Source organism: Streptomyces sp. NPDC031225 (assembly GCF_055570355.1).
In genome coordinates this window covers 209,532-234,296 of the sequence record NZ_JBVIHJ010000006.1, presented here as the reverse complement: position 1 = coordinate 234,296, position 24,765 = coordinate 209,532, and the positions used below count along the sequence as shown (strand labels likewise).

Sequence of the window (24,765 nt, the reverse complement as noted above, 5' to 3'; positions counted from 1 at the left end):
GCACTCGCGTACTACCGCCCCCGTGATGGGATCAAACCAGGATCCATGCCGCGATACGGCGCTGGTCTGTCAGCGGCGCTTGCCGGTAGGCAGCTTCGTGCTCCGTGGCACCGACTCTCTGGAGTCAGGACGATTGCCGTCCTGGGGGGATGGATGGCCCACGCGCCGATGCCGGCTCTCGCGGCGAGAAGTGCCCTGAGCTGTGCACCCCGCCGGTTAGGATCCTGGCATGGCCCTGACCTTGAGTGACGTGGACCGGTTCGAGGCGGCCAGGTCGCGTCTCGGCGCCATCGCCTACCGCATGCTCGGCTCGCCGAGTGAGGCGGAGGACATCGTGCAGGAGACCTATCTTCGCTGGCAGGCCGCCGATGTCAGGCGCATTGAGGTGCCCGAGGCATGGCTGACCAAGGTGCTCACCAACCTCTGTCTCAACCAGCTCACGTCTGCCCGCGCCCGCCGGGAGACCTACGTCGGCCAGTGGCTGCCCGAACCGCTGCTCGCAGGGGACCCGATGCTGGGCCCGGCGGAGACGGCCGAGCAGCGCGAGTCGGTGTCGTACGCCGTGATGGTCCTGCTGGAGCGACTCTCGCCGAACGAGCGTGCGGTGTACGTACTGCGCGAGGCGTTCGCGTACTCCCACCGGGAGATCGCCGAGATCCTGGGCCTCAGCGAGGCGGCGACTCAGCAGACATTCCATCGCGCGAAGAAGCATGTGGCGCAGGGCAGGCCGCGGTCGGCTTCCGGCTCCGGTGGTGCTGTGGTCGGTGGTGCGTCGGGCGGCGCACGGAGTGAGAACGACGAGGCAGCCGCGACTCGCATCGTCGAGGAGTTCCTCGCTGCGGCGACCAGTGGGGAGACCGAACCGCTGATCAAGCTGCTCACCTCGGACGCCATCGCGGTCGGCGACGGCGGCGGAAAGGTACCCGCCCGGGCCAGCGCCTTCGAGGGCGCCCGCACGGTGGCCAAGTTCCTGCGCGGGCTGTTCAAACCCGCCCAGGCCAAGCGGGATCTGGTCGGCGGTTCACCCGACCTCTACGCCACCACGGCCAACGGCGACCCCGCGGTCGTGGCGGTCGTCGACGGGCAGGTCTTCGGGATCATGTGCCTGGAGCGGACGCAGGAGGGCATTGTCGCGATTCGCAGTCAGGTGAACCCGGACAAGTTGCAGCGGGCGACACGACGGTGGGCGGCGGGCGATTTCGGTCCTCCGGTCTTGACTCAGGCCCTCTGAGTCGCGGTGTGACGCAGGTCACTCCCGCCTCCTGTCAGGATTCCGAGGGCTACCCGGTTCAAGGGGCGTGACCGGGTCGGAAGGCCCCGGTCCCTTGCAGACAGGAGCGGGAGAATGCAGCACCGGATCATCGTCCTCGGCGCCGGCTACGCCGGAGCGATCGCGGCAGGCAGGCTCGCCAAGCGACTGCGTCGTGAGGACGCCGCCATCACCCTCGTCAACGCCGAGCCGGACTTCGTCGAGCGGGTCCGCATGCATCAGCTGGCCGTGGGCCAGGAACTCAAGCCGCGCCCGCTGCGCGAGATGTTCGCCCGCACGGGCGTCGAGCTGAAGCTCGGGAAGGTCACGTCGATCGACGTGGACAACAGGACGGTCGCCGTGGCGAGTGGCGAGGGGACGACGGAACTGCCGTACGACACCCTTGTCTACGCCCTCGGCAGTACAGGGAACACACATGGCGTGCCCGGCGTCACCGAGCACGCCCACCAGATCGCGAGCCGCCCCGGCGCGCTCCGGCTGCGGGAGCGCCTCGCCCGGCTGGGCGCAGGGGAGACGGTCCTCGTCGTCGGTGGCGGACTGACCGGCCTGGAGTTCGCAACGGAGGTGGCCGAGGCCCGCCCCGACCTCCACGTCACGCTCGCCACGCGCGCCGAGCTGGGGGACTGGCTCTCCCCGAAGGGCCGTGCGCACCTGCGCGAGGTCTTCGGCGGACTCGGCATCACGGTGCACGAAAACGTCGCCGTGACCGCGGTCGAGGCGGACCGGGTCACGACCGCGGACGGCCGGACCTTTCCGGCAGCCGTGACTGTCTGGACTACCGGCTTCGTCGTCCATCCGCTCGCCGCAGGCACCGGCCTCGAACTCGCCGACTCCGGCCGGATCGTGGTCGACTCGACGATGCGCTCGGTTTCACACCCGGACGTGTACGCGATCGGCGACGCGGGGCACGCCCTCGGAGCCGGCGACAAGCCATTGCGCATGTCCTGCGCCTCGGGCACCCCCATGGCCTGGCAGGCCGCCGACTCCATCGCCGCCCGACTGACCGACGGCAAGTTGCCCAACGCCCCGCTGCGTTACTTCAACCAGTGCATCTCCCTCGGCCGCAAGGAGGGGCTGATCCAGTTCGTCACCGCCGACGACCGTGCCGTGGGACGGGCCCTGACCGGCCGCTTCGCCGCCCGCTACAAGGAGCTGGTCTGCAAGGGCGCCGCCTGGGGCGTCGCCAACCCGACGCTGGGCATTCCCGTGCGACGGCGACGGGCGGTGGCAACCCGCACGGCGACAGCGGGGGCGACACGGGCGGCGGAGGCGGAGGCGACACGGGCGGCGGCGCGATGAACACGCGCTTTGCGCAGGGCCGTAGCCGAAGAGGCAGAGCCTTCTCCGACGGAAAGAGAGGCGCGTGGGCTACGGCACCGGCGTCACTTGACCCGTGAACGCGCTGCGCGCTTCATCGGGTGGTGAGCGTTCCACGCGGTGGATCCGCCGAGCCGACGGTGCACGGCAACGAGCGGTCGCTGTCTCACGACACGGTCGCCGCCGATCCAGATCTTCGGTCGCTCGGCGCCGATCTGGCGAAGAGCGACCGAAGACTGGTATGACCCGTCCCCGCGTCGCGGACGGCGAGGGCGGCTCTCCTCGTGCGAGTGCGGTCAGGCGGCGGCGAAGGAGGCGAGCAGTTCGTTGTACTGCTTGGCGGCGGTGGCCAGATCCTCGTCGGAGAGGCCGAAAGCCGTGCCGTACAGCTTGACCATCGGCTGGATGTCGAACTGGCAGAGCCGCAGGGTGGCGTGCCAGTTGCTGAGCAGCGTCTCGATGGTGGCCTGGTTCGAGCCTTCGGGCGTGTAATGGTCGGCCGGGACGCCGGCGGTGACGGCGACGACGGCCTTCTTGCCGGCCAGCTGCGAGGCGGAGCCGTCCATGGTGAAGGCCCAGCCGAGGGTGAGGACCTTGTCCTGCCACTGCTTGAACAGAGGGGTGGTGTTGTACCAGAACACCGGGTGCTGGAAGACGATCACGTCGTGTTCGGCCAGCAGTGCCTGCTCGGCGGCGGCGTCGATCCGGAAGTCGGGGTAGGTGGCGTAGAGGTCGTGCACGGTGACATGGGCCAGGTCGCGGACGGCGTCCACCAGGGCCTTGTTGGCTATCGACTGGGACAGGTCGGGGTGACCTACGACAAGGAGGACCTTGGACATTCTGCGGAACCTTTTCAGTGATCGGTGAACGGGTGAACGGATGTGGGTGGGGCGTCGAGTGCGACGGGTCGCCAGGGCGTCAGGTCACCGGTCGATGGTGGCCATGTTCGTCTCGTCGTGACGTTCGCCCGCGGCCGGTGTGAGGTTGTTGAGGCGGTCGAGCTGGTCAGCGCTGAGTTCGACGCCGTCAGCGGCGGTGTTCTCTTCGACGCGCGTGACCCGCCGGGTTCCGGGGATGGGGGCGATGTCGTCGCCGCGGGTCAGCAGCCACGCCAGTGCGGTCTGGGCCGGGGTGGCGCCGATCTCGGCGCCGATGGCCTGTACTTCGTCGACGATGCGCAGGTTGCGCTGGAAGTTCTCGCCGGTGAAGCGCGGGTTGGTCTTGCGCCAGTCGTCGTCGGTGAAGTCGTCGACGGCGCGGATCTGCCCAGTCAGCAGGCCGTGGCCGAGCGGTGAGTAGGGCACGAACCCGATGCCCAACTCCCGCAGCAGCGGAAGGATTTCGGCCTCGACGTCACGCGTCCACAGCGAGTATTCGGTCTGCAGCGCGGACACCGGGTGCACGGCGTGGGCGCGGCGGATGGTGTCGGGGCCGGCTTCGGAGAGTCCGATGTGGCGCACCTTGCCCTCGGCGACCAGTTCGGCCAGCGCGCCGACGGTCTCCTCGATGGGGGTGTTCGGGTCGACGCGGTGCTGGTAGTAGAGGTCGATGTGGTCGGTGCCGAGCCGCAGGAGCGAACCTTCGACCGCGGTCCTCACGTTGTGGGCGCTGCTGTCGATGACGCCGGGACCGTCGCCGGCGTGGGAGACGAGTCCGAACTTCGTCGCCACGACGACCTCGTCGCGGCGGCCCTTGATGGCCTTGCCGACGATTTCCTCGCTGTGGAACGGGCCGTAGATCTCGGCGGTGTCGATGTGGGTGACGCCGAGATCCAGCGCCCGGTGGATGGTGCGGATCGACTCGGCGTCGTCGAGGCCCCCGCCCGTGGTGTACGTGCCGGCCATGGTCATGGCTCCCAGACCGATGCGGGAGACGTCGAGCCCGCCCAGTGATACGTGCTTCATTTGGTACTCCTTGTCGTGACGGCCGTCAGGCCGGTCAGTGGGCGTGATCAGTGGGGGCGCTGCCAACTGGTGCGCCGTGCTTACGTGGGCCGCGCTTGGGTGGGCCGTCCCCGCGTGGGCTGTCCCCGCGTGGGCCGTGCTTGGACGGTCCGCGCGCCGTTGGCGCGGGCGCCGTTGCGCGGCGGTGGCTCAGCGGCGTGGGTACACCCTGCGGCTACGGCCTCGGCCGGGCATGGTGCCCAGGCAGGGGTGCCGTCGTAGGCAGGGCTTCCGAGGACGCCGATGGTGCGGTCGTCCGTGATGTGGCCTCGTCCGGGCAAACCCGGGCAGGCACTTGGCGACCATCGGGGATTCGAGCCGCTGCCGTCCGGTGAGGTCTGACGTCGGCTGTTGCCCGGGCCGGGCGGTGGGGGAGTCCGCAGGTTGAACCGGCTGCGGCGAGTCAGTGCTCGTGGGCCGCCGGTTCCAGAACGAGGACCGGGATCTCGCGGTCCGTGTTCTTCTGGTACTCCGCGTAATCCGGGAACGCCTCAACGGCTCGGGCCCACCACAGGGCCTTCTCGTCCCCGGTCACCTCACGTGCCAGCATGTCCTGGCGCACCGGGCCGTCCTGCAGCTCCACCCGGGGGTCGGCCACCACGTTGTGGTACCAGACCGGGTGCTTGGGGGCGCCTGCCATGGAGGCGACGACGGCGTAGGAGCCGTCGTGCTCCACCCGCATGACAGGCGTCTTGCGGATCTTGCCGCTCTTCGCGCCCAGCGTGGTCAGGATGACGACGGGCAGGTCCCGGAGCCTCTCGTCCTCTTCCCGCGCGACCAGGACACTCAGCGTCGTTCCCTGTGTACCGCCGGAGCTTTCGTACAGCTCCACCTGGTCACGCACAAACTGCGCGTTGCTCGGCTCGTACTCGCCTGTGAGGGGCATGGTGACTCTCTCCGTGCTGTCGAAACGCACCCGGCGCGGACCTGCGTACCGGCCGGGGTCCGAGCGTGGTGGTCAGGCGTGGGCGTCGTCGTAGGCAAGGCGGCCGCCCAGTTCGCGGGATGCCTCGGCCTGGGCGAGGAGTTCCTTCGCCTTGGCCTCGGCGGCCTCGATGGCGTCCGCACCGGCGACGAATCGCAGCAGCGGCTTCTCCTGCTGGGCGATGGTCAGCAGGGCGCGGGCGAGCTTGGCGGGGTCGCCGGGCTGCCGGCCGTTCATGCTCTTCATGCCCTCGATCCTCGGGGCGGTGCGAGGCGCGTAGTCGTCGATGGACAGCTCGGGCCAGTTGGTGGAGCCGTCCACGAGGAGTTCGGTACGGAAGTAGCCGGGCTCCACGATCGTGGTGTGGATGTTGTACGGCTCGACGTCGTAACGCAGGGACTCCATCCAGCCCTCTTCCGCGAACTTGGAGGCGGCATACGCGGAGGTGAACTCCATGCCTACGAGCCCGGCGGTCGAGGTGATGGTGATGATGTGGCCCGCGCGCTGCTGACGCAGGACGGGCAGGACGGCGCGGGTGACGTTCATCGGGCCGAAGAGGTTGGTCTCGAACTGCCGGCGCATCTGCCCGGGCGAGATCTCCTCGAAGTAGCCGGTGAACAGGTTCCCGGCGTTGTTGATCAGGACGTCGATGCGCCCGAAGCGGTCGACGGCTGCCTGCGCGGCGGCCTCCGCGTCCTCCAGGCTGGTGACGTCGAGCCTGGTGACCAGCAGGTTGTCCTGCGGCCCACCCAGGGCCTTCTCGACCTCTTCGGGGCGGCGGCCGGTCGCGACGACCTGGTGGCCGGCGGTGAGGGCCTCGCGGGCGATGTCCGTGCCCAGACCACGTCCGGCACCGGTGACGAGAATGACCTTGCTCATGGGGGTTTCCTTTCAGGCGCCGTGATTCGGCACCCACTGTGCGCGGGGGTGATGCCTGCAGCGCGGAGAGAGCCGCGGAGAGGGCTGGGACCGGCGGCACGAGCACCGTCTGTCTGGACGGGCCACACCGCCGTGGACGGGCCACACCGCCCTGGGCGGTCCACATCGCCGTGGGTGGTCCACACCGCCGTGGGGCGGTGCACCACCAACAAAAGTGGCTGGCGCGCGAGTGTGGGAGTCCCTGATGAGGGGGTCACTGACAGGGACCCCCAACCCGGCGCATGCGCTCGTAGAGTGAAGCGCATGGCAGGCAGAAACGACTCACATGGCAGCAACCGCGACATCCGTGATGATTTCCGCGCGGAGATCCGGGAATTCCTCGGCACGCGACGGGCCAAGGTCACCCCCGAGCAGGCAGGACTGCCCCTGTACGGCGGAGACCGCCGACGGGTCACCGGGCTGCGCCGCGAGGAGGTCGCCCTCCTCGCGGGTATCTCCAGCGAGTACTACACCCGGCTGGAGCGCGGCAACGCCACCGGCGTCTCCGAGAGTGTCATCGAAGGCATCGCGCAGGCACTGCAGCTCGACGAGGCCGAACGGATCCACCTGCTCGACCTCCTGCGCGGCGCCGGCACGACCCGCCCGCCACGACGCCGCCCGGCCCAGCAGCGTGTACGGCCCGCGGTGCAGCGCGTCCTCGACTCCATGGCCGGCACACCCGCGTTCATCCTCAGCGGACGCGGGGACATCCTGGCCGCCAACCACCTCGGGCGCGCCCTGTTCTCCCCCGTCTACGCCGACCCGGTACGGCCGCCGAACAACGCCCGGTTCGTCTTCCTCAGCCCGCACGCGACCGAGTTCTTCCGCCACTGGGACGAAGTCGCAGGCGACACCGTCGCCATGCTCCGCGCCGAAGCCGGCCGCGACCTCTACGACCGACGGCTGACGGACCTGATCGGGGAACTGTCCACCCGCAGCGAGGAATTCCGTCGCCGCTGGGCAGCCCACAACGTCCGCATGCACACCACCGGCGTGAAGCTCCTCCGTCACCCGGTCGTCGGCGACCTCGACCTGCCCTTCGAGACCTTCCCGCTACCCGACGGCCCCAGCCAGTTCCTCCTCACCTACACCGCCGAGCCCGCCTCACCCACGCAGGACGCCCTGAACCTGCTGGCCAGCTGGGCTGCGACCAACGACGACATCGAGCGGTCCGCGCCGACCAACGACTCCCAGCCCGCCGATACGGGCGAGACACCCGACTGACCGACGAGGCACGCGAGTTGATCCGCGGCGACTCCTGCGGGGTAGCGGCAACATCCACCACCGTCACGTCGAGACGAGGAACGGCACAGCCGTCTGCGCGACACCGCTGGGGCGGTGTTGCACTCCAGCTCGCGGCACCGCGGACGAACGGACAACTGCTGACCCCGCCATGACTTCGGCAAGCCTGCCCAGCCTGGTTGTCTCGCGAAGGGCTCCCGTGGCCGCCGGACCCCTTCGCCTCGTAGCGCGATGTCAGGTCGGGCGTCGTTTCCTCTACAAGCGGGCGTCCCTCAACGCCTGGAGTTGCGCGGGCGCCTGGCCCATCCCGCGTTCGCGAGCCTCGGCCCGGCCTCTGCACCGCCCAGGGCCCTGAGCTTGGCTCACCCCGTCCCCACCTTGGCTTCCTGGTCGCCTGGGCCTGGGATCAGCAGTCGATAGCTCGGACTTCAAGACGCCTGCTGTGCCCTCAACGGGCTGGCCGGGCCGTCGTCACGCATTCCCGTTAACTCACCAGGCACCGCGCCGAGGCTTGGCCATGGTTGACCTGAGTGGGCGCTCTTGGGCCAGGAGCAGCTGACGAGCCGATCTAGGACTGTGCCGCGGTGGTCGCGGCGATCGCGTCGCGGACCAGGTCTTCCAGCGTCACGCGGTCCAGCTCGTTCTCGACGGCGTGAGCTGTGCGGCGCTCTAGGTCGGCGAGCGAGGAATGCACCGACCTGCCGACGAGACAGTCGGGGGCCGGGGTGTGCAGGGCGAGCACCGGATCGTTTCCCTGGATGGCCCGCCACACGTCGCCGAGCGTGATCGCGGCAGGGGCGCGGGTGAGCGACCAACCGCCGTTCGGGCCGGAGCGGGACGTCACGAGTCCGGACTCGCGCAGTTGACCGAGCACCCGGCGGACGTACACGGGGCTGGCGTTGACGCTGGCGGTCGTGGCGTCCGAGCTCAGGAGCCGGTCGGACTGGCCGGCGAGGAGCGTGAGCACATGCACGCCGACGGCGAACTGGGTGTTGGTGGGGCGGCTCATTCAGCCATTGTCCCAGATTCGCACCCGTGCCTGCTACAGTTCTATTCGTGCTCACGACGACTACGAATATTCGCACTCATGCTGACTATGATTAGGAGCACCCCGTGAAACTCGCTGTCTCCGGCGCCTCGGGCCACCTCGGCCGTCAGATCACCGCCCTCGTGCTCGACCAGGTCTCGCCCGCCGACGTCGTCCTCCTCACGCGCAGCCCGGACGGGCTGGCCGACGCCACCGCCCGCGGCGCCGACGTCCGGCCGGCCGACTTCAACGATCCGGCCGGGCTGGCGGAAGCCCTCGCGGGCGTCGAGCGCCTGCTGCTCATCAGCACCGACGCGGTCGGTCAGAGCGTGGCGCAGCACCGGGCGGCAATAGACGCCGCGGTCGCCGCAGGCGTCAAGCACGTCATCTACACCTCGCTGTACCGGCCCGAGGAGGGCAACCCGGCCGGCGCCGCCCAGGCGCACCGGGAGACCGAAGAGGCTCTGCGTACGAGCCCGCTGGCGTGGACGTTCCTGCGCAACAACCTCTACGCCGAGAACCAGGTCCAGGCCGTTGCCCAGGCCGTCGCCTCGGGCCGGCTCGTGACCAACGCGGGGGAGGGCGCCGTCGCCTATGTCGCCCGCGAGGACTGCGCCGCGGCGGCCGCCGCCGTGCTGACGGGTGAGGGGCACGCCGAAATGGCGTACGACATCACCGGGCCCGCCTCGGTTTCCCCCGGCGACCTCGCCGCACTGGGCACGGCCCTGACCGGCGCACCGGTGGAGGTCGTCCAGGTCGACGACGACGCGCTGATCGCCGGGCTTGTCGCGCACGGGCTGCCCGAGGGGGTCGCCCCGTGGATCGCGTCCTTCGGGGTCGCCGCGCGCGAGGGCTGGCTCGATCAGCCGAGCACCGCGGTCCAGGACCTGACCGGCCGCGCGCCGCGTTCCCTGTACGACGTGCTGCAGGCCCACCGGGCCGAACTCTCCGCGTAACCCCGGCCGCGTGCCGTCGAGGTCCCGGGGCTTGGAGCTCCTCACCCGCGGTACGACCATGCTCGATCCGCCGCGACCGCACAGGCGTGCGCGTGGCGGCTACCGACACAGAAGGAGAAGGTCATGGCCTCACCGATGAAGCTGGCGCACGTGGTCCTGTGGACACGGCAGTTACCGCAGATGCGGGACTGGTACCTCGATGTGCTGCAGGCGCGGGTCGCCCACGAGAACCCTGCCGTGGCGTTCCTCACGTACGACGACGAGCACCACAGGATCGCCCTGACGGACCCCGACGCAACGGCGAACCTGACGGTGGAGCACGGCGGCGCAAGCCTCGGGGAATTCGCCGGGGAATTCGTGGGGGCGAGTACGGCCGTGCTTCCCGCCGACCTGTCCACCCTGCCGTCGCACGGCCTGATGCACATCGCCTTCACCTACGGGTCGTTGCTCGATCTTGTCGAGAACTACGAGCGGCTTGCGGAAGGTGGGGTCAACCGGTCACCGTGATCAACCACGGGGCCACCACCTCGCTGTACTACGCCGACCCGGACGGCAACAACATCGAGCTGCAGATCGACAACTTCGACACGGCGGGTGAACTCACCGCCTTCATGGAGGCGGAGTCCTTCCGGAAGAACCCCGTCGGCGTCCCCTTCGACCCGGACGAGTTCCTCACGAGGCTCAGGGCCGGTGAATCCGAGGCCGCTCTGGTGACTCCGACATGGTGAGCGCGCAGGTTGCGGTGATCGGCCAGGAGACCTGAGGCCGACGTTCCTGCCAGGTGTGCACCGCCTGCCTGGACATCATCACCACGTCGGCACGGGCGGGCGATGGCGGCCGGGCGATGGCGGCCGGGCGACCAAGATCCTGGGACCGTTCATCGACGAGGGCGAGCGGGTCATCGATGACACCGTGCGACGCGCCGCGCGCCGCGACGGTCCAGCGGAAGACAGACGGCATCAGTCGCGTGCAGCTACCGGGGGAGCCCTCGTTCCGGCTCCCGGCCTCCGCTCGTGCCGAGACGCTCATGCAGGGGTTCCGGCTCGGCACAAGCTGGACGTCCGCCCCTGCGGGTTTGCGGCTGACCGACCGCTTCGAACGCGACGAGCGAGATGTGGGGCGTCTGTCGCGCAGGACGAGCCCATACTCGCGGGAAGGGTGGGACCTTGCGTCAGCGCCGTAGGTAGTAAAGGGCGGCCCGGGGTGGGGGCGACGAGCTCCTCGTACTCGATCGTCCCCACCCCGATGCCGGATCTCTGCTCGAAGACGGCACCGCGCTGGCGCGGACTGCGCCGGTCCGCAGAAGTCTCCCTCTGGGGCGCCTCCGATCCGGCCAGGCACACACGCCGGATCAGCCGCGCGGCCCAGGTTGGACAGCCGTACGAAGGTCGGTCGCGTGCTGTTTCCTCAGCACGCCGTCCGCGTCGGTCACCTGGGTGCGGATGTCCCGCTTGATCGCGGCGAGCTCCTGTGTCTTCGCGTTCATCGCCCGACGCTGGTAGGCCGCGTCGACGGAGGACCACACCCCGATGACGTTCGTCCTGCGCTCGCATTCCACGTCCTGGCCGTTCATTGGGCAAGTCGATTGTCAGAAGGGCTGTCGGGCTCTGTGACGGAGATCTTCAGCCGACTGTTGTCGCAGTCAGTGGCTGTCGGATATTCCGTGCGCCGATACATCCTGGCGATGGCTGCGCACTGAAGTGCCATGGACAGCGCCATGGCCAGGCAGATGCCTGGCAGCCCCGAACCCGACAGGCTGTATGCAAGCGCGAGTTGGAGTGCCACGCCGCATGAGGTGATCCGTGCGAGGGCCGGGCTGCCGCCGCTGCCCTCGAACACCCCGCCCAGCGCGATGAAGCAAGCGAGAAGCACCAAGTACGGCCCCAGGCATCGCAGATAGAGTGCCCCCGCCTCGGCCACCTCTCCCTCACTGCCGAAGGCCCGCATGATCCACGGCCCGGCGGCGAGCAGTGTCAGGAGAGCCGTGAACCCTAGCGATCCGGCGAGGAGCAACACCTGTCGTCCGATGGCCCGCCGTTCGTCGCGTCCGGCACCGAGCAGATGGGCGGTGTGGATGGCGGCAGACTGGCGTATCGCGTAAAAGCCCATGGTCGCGACGTACATCGCCTTTGTCGCGATCCCATACGCGGCGACCTCGCTGACGCCGATCCGGGCGACGATGGCGACGAGTGCAAGTGCCCCCGCCATCCGTACGACGAAGTCGGCCGACATGGGAAGCCCGGTCGCAGCCGTCCTGCGCGCATCTGAACTGAGCGAACCGGCCCGGTCCGGGGCCGTCCGGGCCGCCTGTCGCAGTACGCCGTTGCGGTGCAGCGCCACGAAACCGCAAATGAGCGCGGCCGTCCGGCCCAGCACTGTGGCGATCGCCGCCCCACGCACCCCGAGGTCGAATCCCAGGATGAACAAGGGATCCAGCCCGAGAATCAGTCCGTTCGCGAGGATCGCGAGCTTCATCGGGGTGCGGGTATCGCCCGCACCTTTGAGGATGCCGTCGACGACGTTGGTGGCGAAGAACACCGCGATTCCTGGCAATGCGATCGCGAAATAACCAGTGGCGAGGGGCAGCGAGTCGCCGCCGCTGCCGCCGAGAACGAGGTGGGCGAGCGGTTCGCGGCACAGGTATCCACCGATCGCGACCAGGGGCGTGACGAGTGCCCACAGGATCCATCCGCCGCGCACGGCGGAGCGCATCGCTGCCGGATCCTCCGCACCTCTGGCTCGTGCGACGAGCACAGTCGTGCCCGAGCCGGCGACGAGGATGACGCCGAGCAGCAGGTTCTCGACATTCGTGGCGACAGCCACCGCGGCGACGGCGCCACCACCGAGCCGCGCCACCCAGACCATGTTGATGATCCCGGCCGTGACCCCCGCGAGAAGCTCGAAGTAGACCGGATACGCGAGCGACACCAGCCTGTGCCGGTGTTCTGCTGCCCCCATGACTGCACCCCTCTTTTCGCTGTACCTCTAATCGAGGTACAGCGAAAAGAGATAGCATGGCGGGACGGGACGGGCAAGCGCGCCGACAAGCGCAGGAAGGAGCTTGGGCATGCTGGAACTGTCGATTCTGGGTTTCCTCTTTGAGGAGTCCCTGCACGGATACGAGGTGAAAGCCCGTATCCAGGGCCTCAGTGGCCACATCCGCCCGGTAAGTGACGGGGCGCTCTATCCGGCCATCTCCCGGCTCGTGAAAGGGGGTCTGGTCGAGCAGCGCACCGAACCTGGAAGCGGTGCCGCGCCCCGGCGGATCCTGTCCCTCACCGAGGCGGGCCGCACCGAACTGCTGTCCCGATTGCGGCACCCCAAGGAGGTCGAAATCACCGATGGGCAGCGCTTCTTTACTCTGCTTGCCTTCCTGCACCATCTCCCGGACCGTGCCGAGCAGGCTGCGGTGCTGCGTCGTCGACAGACCTTCCTCGACATCCCGGCGAGCTTCTTCTACCGCGATGGAGAGCCCGTGCGAGCCGAGGAGGCGCCCAGCCTCTTCCGACAGGGCATGCTGCGCATCGCTCGCGCCACCGGCACCGAGGAGAAGAAGTGGCTGGCCGAAGCCATCGCCAGCCTGGAGGGCTGAGCGCGGACCGGTGGCGGAGCCCATCCCGCTAGGGGATGGTCAACGACGAGGTGTCCGCCGGCGCGGGGCAGGAAGACGGGTGACATTCCCGGACTGCTCGATTTCTTCCCGGGCCTGCTGGAGTTCCAGGTCGAGCTCCGCAACGATCCGCCGGAGGGTCGCGGTGACGGCCCGCGCCTTGGTGAGATCGTTTGTGACGACTGCCGGCTTCTCCTTCAACTCGGTGCACTTGTCGACGAGTTCCTGCATGGCGGATGGGTGGCGTTCTGTGCCCTGACACGTGCCTGGAACGCCTCGACGAGGTCCTTGTGGTCGCCGTATGCGACGTCTCGTCTCGGTGTGGACTCGTGCAGCAGCTCGGAGGCGGTGAGTTCCCGGAGGCTGAGCGCAGGGGTGTGCCGGCCAGAAGGCGGTCGGCTCCGGCACGAAGCGCGGCGCGTTCGGCTTCCAGATCCCGGGCGCGACGGCTGGTCATGCGGTCCCTTCCTCGGCGTCAGGGGCGCCGTGCAATTGGTGGCGGTCGATGATCCCCGACAGTTGAGCGGCCTGCGCCGCCGCGCGGTCACGCCGGGGCTTGGGGGCCAGTGGGTCGGCCGCGTCGGCCCGATGCCGCTCGCGTCGGCGCTGCACATCTTCGATGTCGCGGTCGGTGTAGGCGAGGTTGGCACACGAGGAACGGCACTCCGACTCGTCCGGTGTGTCATCGTCCGGCAGCCCAAGTGCGAGCTTGGCCTTGCGGCAGGCGGCCGTGGCGGCGCGCCATGCGCAGGTCATGCCCTGCCCGTGATGGATCGCGGGATCCATCTGCTCCAGGAGGCGCTCTGCGCCGCCGACGCTCGTCACTACTCGGCCTGCGAACGACGCGGTGCGCTCCACACGGGCCCGGTACTCGTCGGCAGAGGGACCGCTGACGTGCTCACCAGCGGCGAGACCCTGGCTGTCCAGTTCGACCTGGTCGATGATCAGCTCGAGCTTCTCCACGGCCAAGGCCACTGCCTGCGTCGTCACACCGCCGTCGGGCCGGGTGTGCAGAGCCGGCCACGTTTTGACGGTGCCGAAGTTCTCCGCGGTCAGCGCGCTCAGCAGCATCGCGAAGGCTGTGGACTCGTCGCGAGTGAGGCTCAGCATGCCGCTGATGGCCATCGCGCCGCCGAGCCGGGACACCTCGTCCCGCAGGGCACCGGACTTGTTCCGGGGCAGATCCCTCGTTGTGGCGAACACGTCCAGCATGCTGCCCAGGGCTTCCTCCCTGCTGCCCGGCATGAGCTCGCCCTCCCGGAAGTGGGCCAACAGGCGTGCTCCCGCACGGATGCGGTCGCGGCTGGTACGGACATCCCGGCGCAGCGCGGTCATGATCTGCTGCCGAACGAGCCCCGCGCGCCGAGGCGTTCCTGGCCGGCGGGACGGACCGTCTGCTGAGCGGTCTGCACCCCGCCGTGTGCCGGCGGGCACCGGTTCTCGAGATCGCCTATCCCCGGGACGGGGACCTGTACCTCCAGGGGCGGGGGCTGCGCCTCGTGCCCTCGTATTTCTGCAGGGAGAATCCCATCACGCTGCGGGACGGTTCCCTCGCGCCGGTGCTGGTGTATCCGGTGAGCCGGAGCGCCGGCGTCCTGCGGCCCCACAGTGTCGCGGGGAGGGCCGATGCGCTCGACCGGCTCCTCGGCCGCACCAGGGCGGCGACCCCCCTGGCGATCAGGGAGGGGGAGAACGCCACCGGCGGCGAGACGGCCCGGCGCCTGGGCATCTCGCCCGCGTCGGTGAGCGAGCACGCGACGGTGCTGCGCGACGCGGGCCTGATCCAGAGCCTGCGCGTGCGCAACACCATTCGCCACACCCTCACGCCACTCGGCGCGGAGCTTCTGGACGGCCGCGCACAGCGAACCGGGCTCTGAAGCGGTCCGTGGTGCATCTCGGCTTTCCGACGAGCGTCCCGCCGGGAGGCACGGCTGTCAGCACGCATGTCATCACGCGTACAAGTGGTGCGCGGCATAAGCTCGTTTGCTATCGTCCATCCCCGCTGTAAGCCGGGGGCGGAAGGTTCCAGACGGCGTCTGACCGGCTGACGATCCTTCGAAGTTCGCGGGCACTTCGTGGCGATACGGCTTGCATCACGATGTCGAGGAGGAGTCGGGCTTCGAGGGGGTCGCCGCAGCAGAACCAGTGCGTGTTGCCACGCTCGTAGTCCGCCCACAGGTCACGCTGGGGTTGGTGGACGTAGTCCTTCCACAGGCCCACGGCCGTGCTGACGTCGCCTGGGTGCAGATAGTTGCGGGTGTGCTCAAGGCGCGTGATCTCGGACAGCGCACGCGAAGACAGGCCGTCGATGACCGACCCTGCCCCTGTTGTCCGGTGGCTACCGGGGGCGTCGGCCCGGATCCGCCCTGGCCGTCTACGCGGCATGGACCTTTCGGTTCGTCGTCATGCGGGCCATGGTGCCACGGCCTTGAACGGCGTATCGAACGAATTCGCTCACCAGGGGAAGTGTGGGGAGCGGGAGCCGGGGTCGGCCGGTACTCGAAGGCGATCCGGAGCGCGTTCGCGGGGCGGCGCCTTCCAGCACACGGTCCAGCGCCGCTTGTGGCCCTGGCCGGTCGGGTCGCGGTTCATCAGCGCCAGGCAGACGCACTTCAGGTGCGGCGGCCCACGTGTGGGAGTGCCCACGGGCCCGCGGGCCGGTGGAGATCAGCACGCAGGCCGAGAGGCGTGGGCTGGAGCGGCCCCTGGACCTGGCGAGAACTCCGTGGACGCGAAAGCCCCGGCTGGACGGGGGAGGCCAGCCGGGGCCGTTCGCGGTGGCGTGCGGAGGGCGGTCGCCTCTCGGCGGGGGGCTCCATGGGGCTTCAGCCGGACGATCGTCCCCATGGGCCAGGGGTGAGGCCCGGGGACACTGTCCCCTCCGCAGCCACATGTAGATGAACGGTCAACCGTCGTGGGTTGTTCCCTCCCGGACCCGGCAGTCGTTGTGAGCTGCGGAACATGCGGAACATGCGAACACGCCGCGGCGGGGCCCCGGTTGAGGTGTCCGCAGTGTGGTCCGAGGACCGCCATCCGGCAGTGCATCCGTGAGCTGCACCCCCGGCGGCTAGGACCAGATAGTGGTGGGAGAGCATCTGATCAGCCATCGCCAGCCTGTGAAGGATCGTCATGCCTCCTGTCCGCCGTGCCATACCGCCCGTCCTGCTCGCCAGCCTCCTGATAACGGGCTGTTCGTCCGTCCAACTCGGCACACCGACGCCGTCCACGACCCGGAGCCCTGCGCCCGGCGCGTCTGCCGGATCAGGGCGCGCGATCGCGGTGGGGGCGGGTCCGCAGAAGCACTACACCGTGCAGCAGCAGCCGGCCGCCGGCTCGTGCCACTACCGCTTGGAGCACGGCGAGCCCATCGAGGACCTCACCTGCACGCCGGGCGCCATCTCTCCGGCGGTCACGCAGGCGAACCTGAAGTCGACGATCTGCCGCAAGGGCGGCTACACCTCCGGCGTGCGTCCCTCCACCTATGTGACAGGCAAGGAGAAGAAGCTGAACGCCGCCTCTTACGGCTTCACCGGCCGCATGGGCGACGCGGAGTACGACCACCTGATCAGCCTGCAGCTCGGCGGCGACCCCAACGACCCGCGCAACCTGTGGGTGGAGCCGGCCGACCCCGGCCACAAGAAGGGCGCCGGGGTGAACAACAAGAAGGACCCGGTGGAGACGAAGCTGCACACCGCGGTCTGCAAGGGCCAGATCACGCTCGCGGCCGCGCAGCAGGCCATCGTCACCGACTGGACCACAGCCCTGACCGTCCTTCACCTCGGCTGAAGAGGCCGTCGGGGAGCAGCGCCTGTCGTAGGCCGGAAGGCCAGGGCGCCGTGGACGCCGATGCTCCGTCAGGCCAGGGAGTCAAAACTTGCCAAGGATGGCACAGTAACGGCAACGTCGCGAGAGGCGAGTTACAGAACGCACACCTGACGTCACCCCAACCACCCGCGCCCCCACGGTCGGAGTTGCGGCCACTCCGATCGGTGAGACGGACCACGTCCTGTCGGCCGAACTTCCCGGGCGCATCCGCACGGAGAACGACCGTCAGGTCATGGCGACGCCTACCGCCGTTCACTCGTCCCGCCCCGCACCTGGAACCACTCGGCTTCTGCGCGACGGCCGTCTCGCCCCGCCGCACTGGGCCAACGCACCCGCCCAGACGGCTGCCGGGGGCGACGGACGTACGTTGGTTGCGGTTCATCCGTCCGTACCGAAACCGCAGTTGACCGCGGCAGTCGGTGACGCCGTCCGGCCGGTACGGCGGTCCCGGTACCGTGCGGGCTTTCTTGTGGTGGGCCGGCGGAGTGCGGCCCGGGCAGGCACATCTCGCGAAGCCGCCGACCGAGTAGCCCCACTTCCGGACCACCGGGCCACTGGTCACGGCCGACCACATCCGGTCGACCAGAGTTGGCTGACCCCTGCGTCGCGATCAGCGTCGTGTCACGACTCGGTCGCGGGCCTCAGGGTGCGGTCGCCCCGCGTCCGCGCGTCTCCTGTTCACGGTGGGCGCGGCCGGCGGCCTCAAGGGACTCGGCGAGGATGCGCCAGATCTCGGCGGCCAGATCGATGTTGGACTGCTGACGGGCCTGTTCGCCGAGTTCCTTGAGGCGATGAATGCCCTCGTCCTGGTGGCCTTCCACGAGCATCAGGCGGGCGTCGAGCATATGGAGCCGGATCTGGTCCCGGTATGTCAGGCGCAGTTCGTCGCTGTGGAGCCGGTCGTGCAGAGTGCGCGCGTCCGCGTAACGGCCCTGCTCGAAGGCCAGGTGTGTCTGGAGGGTCAGCAACTCCTGGCGCAGTACGAGCGTCCCCACCAGGGCGAGGGCGCCGGCAGCCGCCTCCAGGCATTCGTGCGCAAGGTCGGTCTCCGGTGGGGTGCTCTGCAGATGCAGCGAGGCCGCGGCCAGCCGCAGTCGTGCCCACAACGTCAGGTCGACGCTGCTGTCCAACACCTTCATGGCCTGTTCGAGATAGCCGCGCGCGGTCTCGTAGTCACCCTGCCGCAGCCTTACGGTGGCGGCCGACCACAGTGCTTCCGCGGCCAGCGGATCGGACCTCCCTGCCACCAGTTGGACCAGTTCGTCGACATGTGCCCGGGCATCGGGCAGCCGGCCGGCCTCCGCCTCAACGGAGACGAGGGTGAGCAGCGCACCACCGGTGTCGGTGACGGACAGCTTGGCGTTCTTGGCAAGCTGATACGCGTCGACGGCGGCGTCGAGCGCCCGGGTCACCTCACCCGTCGACCTCAGCGTGCGCGCGAGCTGGAATCCGGCCCTGCACTGCAGTTCGGGCAGGGAGAGTTCATCGGCGACCCGCAACAGTTCCTCCAGGCACGCCTGCTCCTCGTCCCGCCTACCGTGGCGCCGCCAGTAGCGGGAGATCACCCACAGCGCCTGCCAGCGCATGAAGGGTGCCCCCTCGCGGACCTGTCCGAGCACGGTGATGAGGTTCGCGATCCCCTCGTCACCATCCGTGGACGTCGCGATGGACAAGGCCTGAGCCAGCGAGCCGCCGCTGGGAGGCGTGTCGAAGGCGGACTTGTCGACACCCAGCACCTGGGAAAGGTACGTGACCACGCGCTCAGTGGGCTGGCGTGCGCCAGATTCCAGGCGTGACAGGTATCCGGTGGAAATTTCCTCGCCCCCAAGAGCGGCCTGCGACAGGCCACGCTCCACCCGGAGCTCTTTGAGGCGTCGTCCGAAAGTCGGCTGTTCCGGCATGTGCATCTCACTATCAGTGCATGCGGCGACAGGTAGCGGCTAGCGGCTCGACCTTCCCCGCAGCTCTCGGCGAGCACACAAACGTACGGATTTTACGGCAGAAAACTTAGCGACTCGCCAGCAATTTGGCAAGTAACTTGTCCATCGACTTGCCACACCCTCTTGAGGGCCGGGAGTATGCGATGAAAAAGATTGCCAAGACTAGGCAAGTGAAAACCACTGAGAGATGACCGCCGAGTCTGTGTGGTCCCTTGTGGTCGATCCGGTGCTCCGCGGGCAGGTGCCGAATTGCTCTCCGGCGCCGTCGTCCGGCGTGGCACGTGACCGCAGGTGGTTGCGTTCCGGAATCTACTGGCCGCGGCAGCCGCGGAGCTTGCGCTACCCGAGCTTCGAGCCGGGCGGCACACAGCTCGTTCCGGCGCAGACCCTCGCGGTCGTGCGCGGACACAACGCCAAAACCCGGCCCCCGAGGCGAAGCCTCGGCCGCCCCAAGGCAGTTGAAGGACGAGGGTGCAGCCAGACCCCGCCGGGTGGCGCCGCCGTTCCCGTCCTTCGTCTCAGCGCCTGGCGGACATGGAGTGGACCGCGAGGCGGGCGCCGGCCGCCGTGACGAAGGCGGCACAGCCCAGGACGGTCCAGGTCCAGCCACCGGCGTGGTACAGCCGGACGCCGGTCAGTGAGCCGAGTGCTGCGCCGCTGAAGGCGAAGAGCATGTAGAGCGTGTTGAGCCGGGCCCGTACCTCCTCGTCGAGCTGGAAGATCCTCGCCTGGTTGGCGATCTGAGCGCAGCTCGTCCCGTAGACGAGGAGGTTGGTGCCGAGGACGAGCGCGACGACGGATGTCGTCCCCAGGGTCCCGAACACGGTGAGGGCGAGGCCCAGGCAGGCCACGGCCAGGGCGTTGACTCGCGTCGTTCCGAAGGAGTCGCTGAGTTTCCCGGCCGAGTAGGACAAGATCGCCGCGGGCAGGCTCAGCAGGCCGAACAGACCGGCCCAGCCGGCTCCCTTGTCGAACGGCGGATGTGCGAGGTGGAAGGGCAGGGTGGCCCAGAAAGCCGCGAAGACCGCGTAGGTCGCGGCGCCGAGGAAGGCCGACAGCCGTAGCTCGCGGTGGATTCGCAGCAGTCCGGGCATCGATGCGATGAGCTTGCGGTAGCCGATCGTCGCGCGGTCGTCCGCCGTGGGCATGTGCCGTGGCAGTACGAAGAGCAGCACTGCGGTCAGCGCCGCGGCGAGGACGTAGGCGCCGCGCCAGCTGCCGCTGAGGTTCGCCACGGCCCCGGACACGGTCCGGGACAACGTCGAGCCGAGGGTCAGTCCGATTCCGACGGAGGCCACCACTCGTCCTCGCCCGGCCGGCCCGGCCATGGAAGCGGCGGCGGGCAGGATGATCTGGGGCAGCACGGTGGTCGTGGAGGCCATCGCGGTGGCGATGGTCAGTACCGCGAGGTTGGGGGCCAGGGCTCCGGCCAGCAGCGCTCCGGCGGTCAGTGCCAGGAGTGCCGTGGTGAGTCGTCGCAGGTTGCGGCCGTCAGCCAGGGGCACCAGCAGGGAGATGCCCAGGGCGTAGCCGACCTGACCCGCCGTGGCGATGAGACCGGCGGTCGGCTCGGACACGCTCATCCCGCGCGCTATGGCTTCCAGCAGAGGCTGCGGGAAGTAGATGTTGGAGACGGTGATGCTCCCGGCGACCGCCAGGACGACTACGACGCCGCGCCGGACGCCGAGACCGGGGGCAGCAGGTATGGCCACGCTGGTCAAAGCCTCATCTCCTCTGCACGTCGTCCCCCGGACGTCGGCCGGGGTTCTCCGCAGTTGGTGGCTGGGATTCCGCATCGTCCACGGGGTCACGTGATGCACACTGTCAAAGGATGTTGCCACTGATGGCACCTTTGAGGCAATGCATTTGCCAAGCCAGGAGCATCCTGGAAATCAGGCGAGACCCCGTCGGACCCGTCGCGTCGGCCAGCCTCGTCATCCATGAGTGACGGCCGACATCGCACGGCTGCGCCCCACCGCGGTCGCCCTCATCCAGGACCTACCAGCAACCGGACGCGGCGATCGACGCGTGGACCGCGCGGCTTGTCGAGGCCGCGATCGGGCGGGGTCACCCGGTGCCGATCCTGAATGGCTGTCCGCGTCCCATGTGCGCGCCTTCCTGCGCCGGCACCCGGGCGTACGCACGGGCAACGGGTACGGCCCGGTGGAGAGCACCGTCTTCGTCACCACCCATGACCTACAGACCGACTGTGAACTGCTCGGCGGAGTTCCGGTCGGCGGAGTTCCGGCCGGCCGATGCCCGGGACCGGCATCCACGTCCTCCAAGGGGAGCGGCGCCGTGCCGTGGACGAGGCCGACGAGATCTGCATCACCGGCGAGGGGCTGGCCCTGGAGTACCTGGAGTACGGCGAACCGAGCGGGGCCGCCTCTCGGTTCCTGACTCCCCTCGGAGCCCTGGGGATCTCCCGAGTGCGTGACGGTCACCGCGGATAGACTGCACGGTGATCGACTGGGACGGGCTGGGCGGGGGCGGCAGGCGGCGTGGGTGGTGCCGAGGAGAGCAGGAACACCGGGACCGGGCGTCCGACGTCACGGGACGTCGCCCGGCTCGCGGGTGTGTCGCACACCGCGGTGTCCTTCGTGTTCAACGGCCGTGCCGAGGGCAACCTCTCGCCCGCGACCCAGGAACGCATCCGGCAGGCCGCCGTCCAGCTGGGCTACCGCCCCGACCCCGTCGCCCGTGGTCTGCGCCGTCGCCGTACGGCCGTGATCGGGCTGGTCACCGACGAGATCGCCTCCTCACCCTTCGCCGGTCGCCTGCTGCGTGGCGCGATGGAGACCGCCTGGGACAGCGAGCACCTCGTGCTCACCGTCGACTCCGGCGGCGACCTGGCCAAGGAGGACGCGGCCATCGCGGAACTGCTCGACCGGCGAGTGGACGGCATCATCTACGCGGCCATGTCGCTGCGCCGGGTGCGGGCCCCCGAAGGCCTGCACCGCACCCACTCCGTGCTGGCCAACTGCCTGCCCGAGGACGACTCCCTGCCCGCCGTGGTCCCCGCGGAACGGGCCGGCGGCCGTACCGCGGCCCGGCTGCTGCTCGGTGCGGGCCACCGCCGACTCGCCGTGATCGGCGGTCTGGACGACATCGCCTCGGTGGAACGTACCCGCGGTTTCAGGGACGCGCTGCGTGCCGAGGGCGTCACCGTGCCCGAGGAGTGGATCGTGCGCGGCGGCGGGGAGATCTCCGCGGGGTACGCAGGTGCGCTGCGCCTTCTCGACGGGGTCGATCCGGGCCGCCGCCCCACCGGCGTCCTGTGCTACAACGACCGGGTCGCGGCCGGCGTCCTGCATGCCGCGACCCGGCTCGGTATCGAGGTGCCCGCCGATCTGTCGGTGGTCGGCTACGACGACCAGGAACACATGGCCGCGTTCCTCACCCCGCCGCTCACCTCGATCGCGCTGCCGCACCGGGCGATGGGCGAGGCGGCGGCCCGGCTCCTCCTGGACGCCATCGACACCGGCCGGACGCCGCCCGCGACCGTCCGGCGCCTGGCCTGCCCGGTGGTCAGCCGAGCCTCCGTGGGTCCGGCGCCCACCCGGTGACCCGGGCACCCGGGCCGTGGACGACCAGCTCGGCGATGTCGTCGGGGCGCTGGTAGACGCGTTCGGTGACCATCGCCCGTTCCGCGACGAAGAGTTCGAGGAGCGAGCCGTCGACGAGCAGCCGGAGCGCGAGCTCCGGCCCCTTCGGTACGTGCACGGTGATCGGCGCGGAACCCTCCCGGCCGGTCCGGGGCCAGGCGGTACGGTCGAGGACGACCGTTCCCTCCGCGGGGTCCGCCCGGACCGTCAACTCCCGCCCCGAAGCGTCCCGGAGCAGACTCACCGTGGTCGGCTCACGCGCGACGACCGTCATGTCGTACGACGCTGGAAGCGCGACCCTGTCCGGCCCGCTGACGAACGGATGGGCCGCCCGCAGGAGTTCGAGTTCCGGGGCCGGACTCACGCGCAGTGAACCGTCGGGGTGGACGTCGACGACCCGTGGCGCGGTGAGTACGCCTGCCCAGCCGGCCCGGTGTACCTCCTCCTGCGGGCGGGCCTCCCACGACCAGCCCCACAGCAGTGCGCGGTCCGGCTCCTGGAGCACGGCGGGAGCGTAGAAGTCCCGTCCCTGGTCGAGCCGGCCGCCGGTGCGGGTCTCCAACCGCAACGCGCCCTGGTCTTCGGCCTGCAGACGGCCCGTCAGATATCCGGTGGAGCAGGGATCCCCGTCCCACAGGGACACCAGAAGTACGTGGTCGCCGCCTGGCGTCCGGTACAGGTGTGGGCACTCCCAGCCCACCGCCTTGTCACCGAACGCGCCCGCGGCCACCGGATCCCTGCCGTCCAGCAGCACACCGGCGAACCGCCAGTCGGCCAGGTCGTCGCAGTCGTAGAGCAGGGCCGACGGCGTGCCGTCGGCGTGCCCGGCCCCGACGAGGGCCCATCGGCGGTCCGCGTGGCGGAAGACGAACGGGTCGCGGAACATCACCACGTCCAGTCCCGGCGGAGGCCCTGACACCACCGGCGTCGGCAGCGGCTTCCACTCGGTCAGTCGCTCGTCGTCCGGGTCCGCCGCTCGCGCCAGGCAGATGGTGCCGAGACCGGTGTGGGCATGGTCGATTCCCGTGTACACGGCGGTCGGTGTCCCGGCGTCGTCGACGACGCAGCCCGACCAGCATCCGGCCTCGTCCGGGCCGCCGGGTGTCGGGGTGAGGGCGATCGGGTGGTACTCCCAGTGGACGAGGTCGCGGCTGGAGGCGTGGCCCCAGTGGATGTCGGCGTGGACCGGGGCGGCCGGGTTGTACTGGTAGAAGAGGTGGTGGCGGTCGCGCCAACGGAAGGGCCCGTTGGGGTCGTTGATCCAGCCGGCGGGCGGTCGGATCCTGAAACGGGGTGTGTGGTTCAACGGTTGACTCCTGCCGAGGTGATGCCCTCGCGAAGCGGGCGCTGGCCGACGAGGAACACGGCGACGGCGGGGAGCATCGACAGCACGACTCCGGCCAGGACAACCGAGATCGAGCCGGTGCCGAGGTTGCCCTGGAGGGACACCAAGCCCAGCGGAAGCGTGTAGTTCTGGCTGGACGTCTCCAGGATCAGCGGGCGGAAGAACTCGTTCCAGTGGTAGTTGAAGGCGAGTACGCCGACGATCGCGAGGCCGGGTGTGGCCAGCGGCGCGTACACCGAGCGGAAGATCCGCCAGGGTCCCGCGCCGTCCAGCATGGCCGCCTCGCCGAGGTCCTTCGGCATGCCGAGGAAGTACTGGCGCATCAGGAAGGTGCCGAAGGCGGTCGGGAAGGCGGGGACGATCAGGCCGAGGAGGGTGTCGGTGAGGCTCATCGACTTCAGCACCAGGAACACCGGCACGATGGTGACCTGCAACGGCACCATCATGGTCGCCAGGACCAGGCCGAACAGCGGCTTCTTGAAGCGGAACTCCATGCGGGCAAAGGCGTATCCGGCCAGACCTGCCGTGATCATCTGGCCGACCGCGATCAGCGCCGTCACGAGCGTGGAGTTCAGGGCGAGCAGCCATACGTCGATCTGCTCGAAGACTCCGCGGTAGGCGGCGGTCGTCGGGTGCGCCGGGATGATCTGCGGGGGCAGGTCGAAGGACTCGGCCGGGGTGCGCAGGGAGGTGGCGACGGTCCAGATGACCGGGCCGAGCGTCACCAGGGCGCAGACTGTCAGGCCGGCGATCCGGGCCCAGGGGGCGAGAGAGTGGCGTGCGCGGCTCAGGGCCGGGGGAGGGGTCGGGGTTGCCTTGCTCATAGCGCTCATTGCGCCTGT

At 69.5% G+C, this 24,765-nt stretch carries 24 protein-coding genes; 11 read left to right on the top strand and 13 right to left on the bottom strand.

The window, feature by feature from the left end; translation table 11 throughout:
• Positions 1-229: 229 nt before the first annotated feature.
• Positions 230-1,231 carry an RNA polymerase sigma factor SigJ gene (gene sigJ / locus ACZ48Z_RS12815; protein ID WP_468735851.1) on the top strand — a complete coding sequence of 334 codons (1,002 nt, stop codon included), beginning with the start codon at positions 230-232 and terminating at the stop codon, positions 1,229-1,231.
• A 114-nt stretch (positions 1,232-1,345) separates the two neighbouring features.
• Positions 1,346-2,569 (top strand): NAD(P)/FAD-dependent oxidoreductase, encoded by a 1,224-nt coding sequence (locus ACZ48Z_RS12810; RefSeq protein ID WP_468735850.1) that lies wholly within the window; start codon positions 1,346-1,348, stop codon positions 2,567-2,569.
• A gap of 314 nt (positions 2,570-2,883) precedes the next feature.
• Here ACZ48Z_RS12810 and ACZ48Z_RS12805 read toward each other — a convergent pair whose 3' ends face one another.
• The 4 genes from ACZ48Z_RS12805 to ACZ48Z_RS12790 form a co-directional block, all read right to left on the bottom strand.
• Positions 2,884-3,426: an NAD(P)H-dependent oxidoreductase gene (locus ACZ48Z_RS12805; RefSeq protein WP_468735849.1), complete on the bottom strand. Its 543-nt coding sequence runs from the start codon at positions 3,424-3,426 to the stop codon at positions 2,884-2,886.
• A gap of 84 nt (positions 3,427-3,510) precedes the next feature.
• On the bottom strand, positions 3,511-4,491 hold the full coding sequence (locus ACZ48Z_RS12800) for an aldo/keto reductase (protein WP_468735848.1): 981 nt from the start codon (positions 4,489-4,491) through the stop codon (positions 3,511-3,513).
• A gap of 442 nt (positions 4,492-4,933) precedes the next feature.
• Positions 4,934-5,416: a nitroreductase family deazaflavin-dependent oxidoreductase gene (locus tag ACZ48Z_RS12795; protein WP_468735847.1), complete on the bottom strand. Its 483-nt coding sequence runs from the start codon at positions 5,414-5,416 to the stop codon at positions 4,934-4,936.
• A gap of 72 nt (positions 5,417-5,488) precedes the next feature.
• Positions 5,489-6,334, bottom strand: a complete 846-nt coding sequence (locus tag ACZ48Z_RS12790; protein ID WP_468735846.1) for an SDR family oxidoreductase — start codon at positions 6,332-6,334, stop codon at positions 5,489-5,491.
• Between the two features lie 303 nt (positions 6,335-6,637).
• Between ACZ48Z_RS12790 and ACZ48Z_RS12785 the strand changes: the two genes are divergently transcribed.
• On the top strand, positions 6,638-7,597 hold the full coding sequence (locus tag ACZ48Z_RS12785; RefSeq protein ID WP_468735845.1) for a helix-turn-helix domain-containing protein: 960 nt from the start codon (positions 6,638-6,640) through the stop codon (positions 7,595-7,597).
• Between the two features lie 586 nt (positions 7,598-8,183).
• Here the strand turns inward: ACZ48Z_RS12785 and ACZ48Z_RS12780 are convergent.
• On the bottom strand, positions 8,184-8,624 hold the full coding sequence (locus ACZ48Z_RS12780; protein ID WP_468735844.1) for an Rrf2 family transcriptional regulator: 441 nt from the start codon (positions 8,622-8,624) through the stop codon (positions 8,184-8,186).
• A gap of 104 nt (positions 8,625-8,728) precedes the next feature.
• Between ACZ48Z_RS12780 and ACZ48Z_RS12775 the strand changes: the two genes are divergently transcribed.
• From ACZ48Z_RS12775 to ACZ48Z_RS12765, 3 genes are all read left to right on the top strand, one after another.
• Positions 8,729-9,598 (top strand): SDR family oxidoreductase, encoded by an 870-nt coding sequence (locus ACZ48Z_RS12775; protein ID WP_468735843.1) that lies wholly within the window; start codon positions 8,729-8,731, stop codon positions 9,596-9,598.
• 123 nt (positions 9,599-9,721) lie between these two features.
• Complete coding sequence (locus tag ACZ48Z_RS12770) at positions 9,722-10,105, top strand: VOC family protein (RefSeq protein WP_468735842.1); 384 nt, start codon at positions 9,722-9,724, stop codon at positions 10,103-10,105.
• Complete coding sequence (locus ACZ48Z_RS12765) at positions 10,102-10,326, top strand: hypothetical protein (RefSeq protein WP_468735841.1); 225 nt, start codon at positions 10,102-10,104, stop codon at positions 10,324-10,326. The genes ACZ48Z_RS12770 and ACZ48Z_RS12765 overlap by 4 nt, the downstream gene beginning before the upstream one ends.
• A gap of 623 nt (positions 10,327-10,949) precedes the next feature.
• On the opposite strand, the gene ACZ48Z_RS12760 is transcribed toward ACZ48Z_RS12765, so the two are convergent.
• On the bottom strand, positions 10,950-11,171 hold the full coding sequence (locus ACZ48Z_RS12760; RefSeq protein WP_468735840.1) for a hypothetical protein: 222 nt from the start codon (positions 11,169-11,171) through the stop codon (positions 10,950-10,952).
• Complete coding sequence (locus ACZ48Z_RS12755; RefSeq protein WP_468735839.1) at positions 11,168-12,556, bottom strand: MATE family efflux transporter; 1,389 nt, start codon at positions 12,554-12,556, stop codon at positions 11,168-11,170. Before ACZ48Z_RS12755 ends, ACZ48Z_RS12760 begins: the two co-directional genes overlap by 4 nt.
• Positions 12,557-12,665: 109 nt before the next feature.
• Between ACZ48Z_RS12755 and ACZ48Z_RS12750 the strand changes: the two genes are divergently transcribed.
• Positions 12,666-13,190, top strand: a complete 525-nt coding sequence (locus tag ACZ48Z_RS12750; protein WP_468735838.1) for a PadR family transcriptional regulator — start codon at positions 12,666-12,668, stop codon at positions 13,188-13,190.
• 39 nt (positions 13,191-13,229) lie between these two features.
• Here the strand turns inward: ACZ48Z_RS12750 and ACZ48Z_RS12745 are convergent, their stop codons facing one another.
• Both ACZ48Z_RS12745 and ACZ48Z_RS12740 read right to left on the bottom strand, forming a co-directional pair.
• The gene (locus ACZ48Z_RS12745) at positions 13,230-13,439 is read right to left on the bottom strand and encodes a hypothetical protein (RefSeq protein ID WP_468735837.1); all 210 of its coding nucleotides are present in this window, start codon (positions 13,437-13,439) and stop codon (positions 13,230-13,232) included.
• A 222-nt stretch (positions 13,440-13,661) separates the two neighbouring features.
• The gene (locus ACZ48Z_RS12740; protein WP_468735836.1) at positions 13,662-14,543 is read right to left on the bottom strand and encodes a hypothetical protein; all 882 of its coding nucleotides are present in this window, start codon (positions 14,541-14,543) and stop codon (positions 13,662-13,664) included.
• A 239-nt stretch (positions 14,544-14,782) separates the two neighbouring features.
• On the opposite strand from ACZ48Z_RS12740, the gene ACZ48Z_RS12735 reads away from it, so the two are divergent.
• On the top strand, positions 14,783-15,085 hold the full coding sequence (locus tag ACZ48Z_RS12735; protein WP_468735835.1) for an ArsR family transcriptional regulator: 303 nt from the start codon (positions 14,783-14,785) through the stop codon (positions 15,083-15,085).
• Between the two features lie 1,252 nt (positions 15,086-16,337).
• The gene (locus ACZ48Z_RS12730; RefSeq protein ID WP_468735834.1) at positions 16,338-16,994 is read left to right on the top strand and encodes a hypothetical protein; all 657 of its coding nucleotides are present in this window, start codon (positions 16,338-16,340) and stop codon (positions 16,992-16,994) included.
• Positions 16,995-17,674: 680 nt separating this feature from the next.
• On the opposite strand, the gene ACZ48Z_RS12725 is transcribed toward ACZ48Z_RS12730, so the two are convergent.
• Both ACZ48Z_RS12725 and ACZ48Z_RS12720 read right to left on the bottom strand, forming a co-directional pair.
• Positions 17,675-18,934, bottom strand: a complete 1,260-nt coding sequence (locus tag ACZ48Z_RS12725) for a helix-turn-helix domain-containing protein (protein ID WP_468735833.1) — start codon at positions 18,932-18,934, stop codon at positions 17,675-17,677.
• A gap of 557 nt (positions 18,935-19,491) precedes the next feature.
• Positions 19,492-20,685 carry an MFS transporter gene (locus ACZ48Z_RS12720; RefSeq protein ID WP_468735998.1) on the bottom strand — a complete coding sequence of 398 codons (1,194 nt, stop codon included), beginning with the start codon at positions 20,683-20,685 and terminating at the stop codon, positions 19,492-19,494.
• A gap of 543 nt (positions 20,686-21,228) precedes the next feature.
• On the opposite strand from ACZ48Z_RS12720, the gene ACZ48Z_RS12715 reads away from it, so the two are divergent.
• Both ACZ48Z_RS12715 and ACZ48Z_RS12710 read left to right on the top strand, forming a co-directional pair.
• Entirely contained in the window at positions 21,229-21,426 is a 198-nt protein-coding gene (locus ACZ48Z_RS12715) for a hypothetical protein (protein WP_468735832.1), read from the top strand.
• 48 nt (positions 21,427-21,474) lie between these two features.
• Positions 21,475-22,539, top strand: a complete 1,065-nt coding sequence (locus ACZ48Z_RS12710) for a LacI family DNA-binding transcriptional regulator (RefSeq protein WP_468735831.1) — start codon at positions 21,475-21,477, stop codon at positions 22,537-22,539.
• On the opposite strand, the gene ACZ48Z_RS12705 is transcribed toward ACZ48Z_RS12710, so the two are convergent.
• Complete coding sequence (locus ACZ48Z_RS12705) at positions 22,502-23,884, bottom strand: glycoside hydrolase family 32 protein (protein WP_468735830.1); 1,383 nt, start codon at positions 23,882-23,884, stop codon at positions 22,502-22,504. The two genes, ACZ48Z_RS12710 and ACZ48Z_RS12705, sit on opposite strands and share 38 nt — an antisense overlap.
• Positions 23,881-24,747: a carbohydrate ABC transporter permease gene (locus ACZ48Z_RS12700; protein ID WP_468735829.1), complete on the bottom strand. Its 867-nt coding sequence runs from the start codon at positions 24,745-24,747 to the stop codon at positions 23,881-23,883. Before ACZ48Z_RS12700 ends, ACZ48Z_RS12705 begins: the two co-directional genes overlap by 4 nt.
• Between the last annotated feature and the right edge of the window lie 18 nt (positions 24,748-24,765).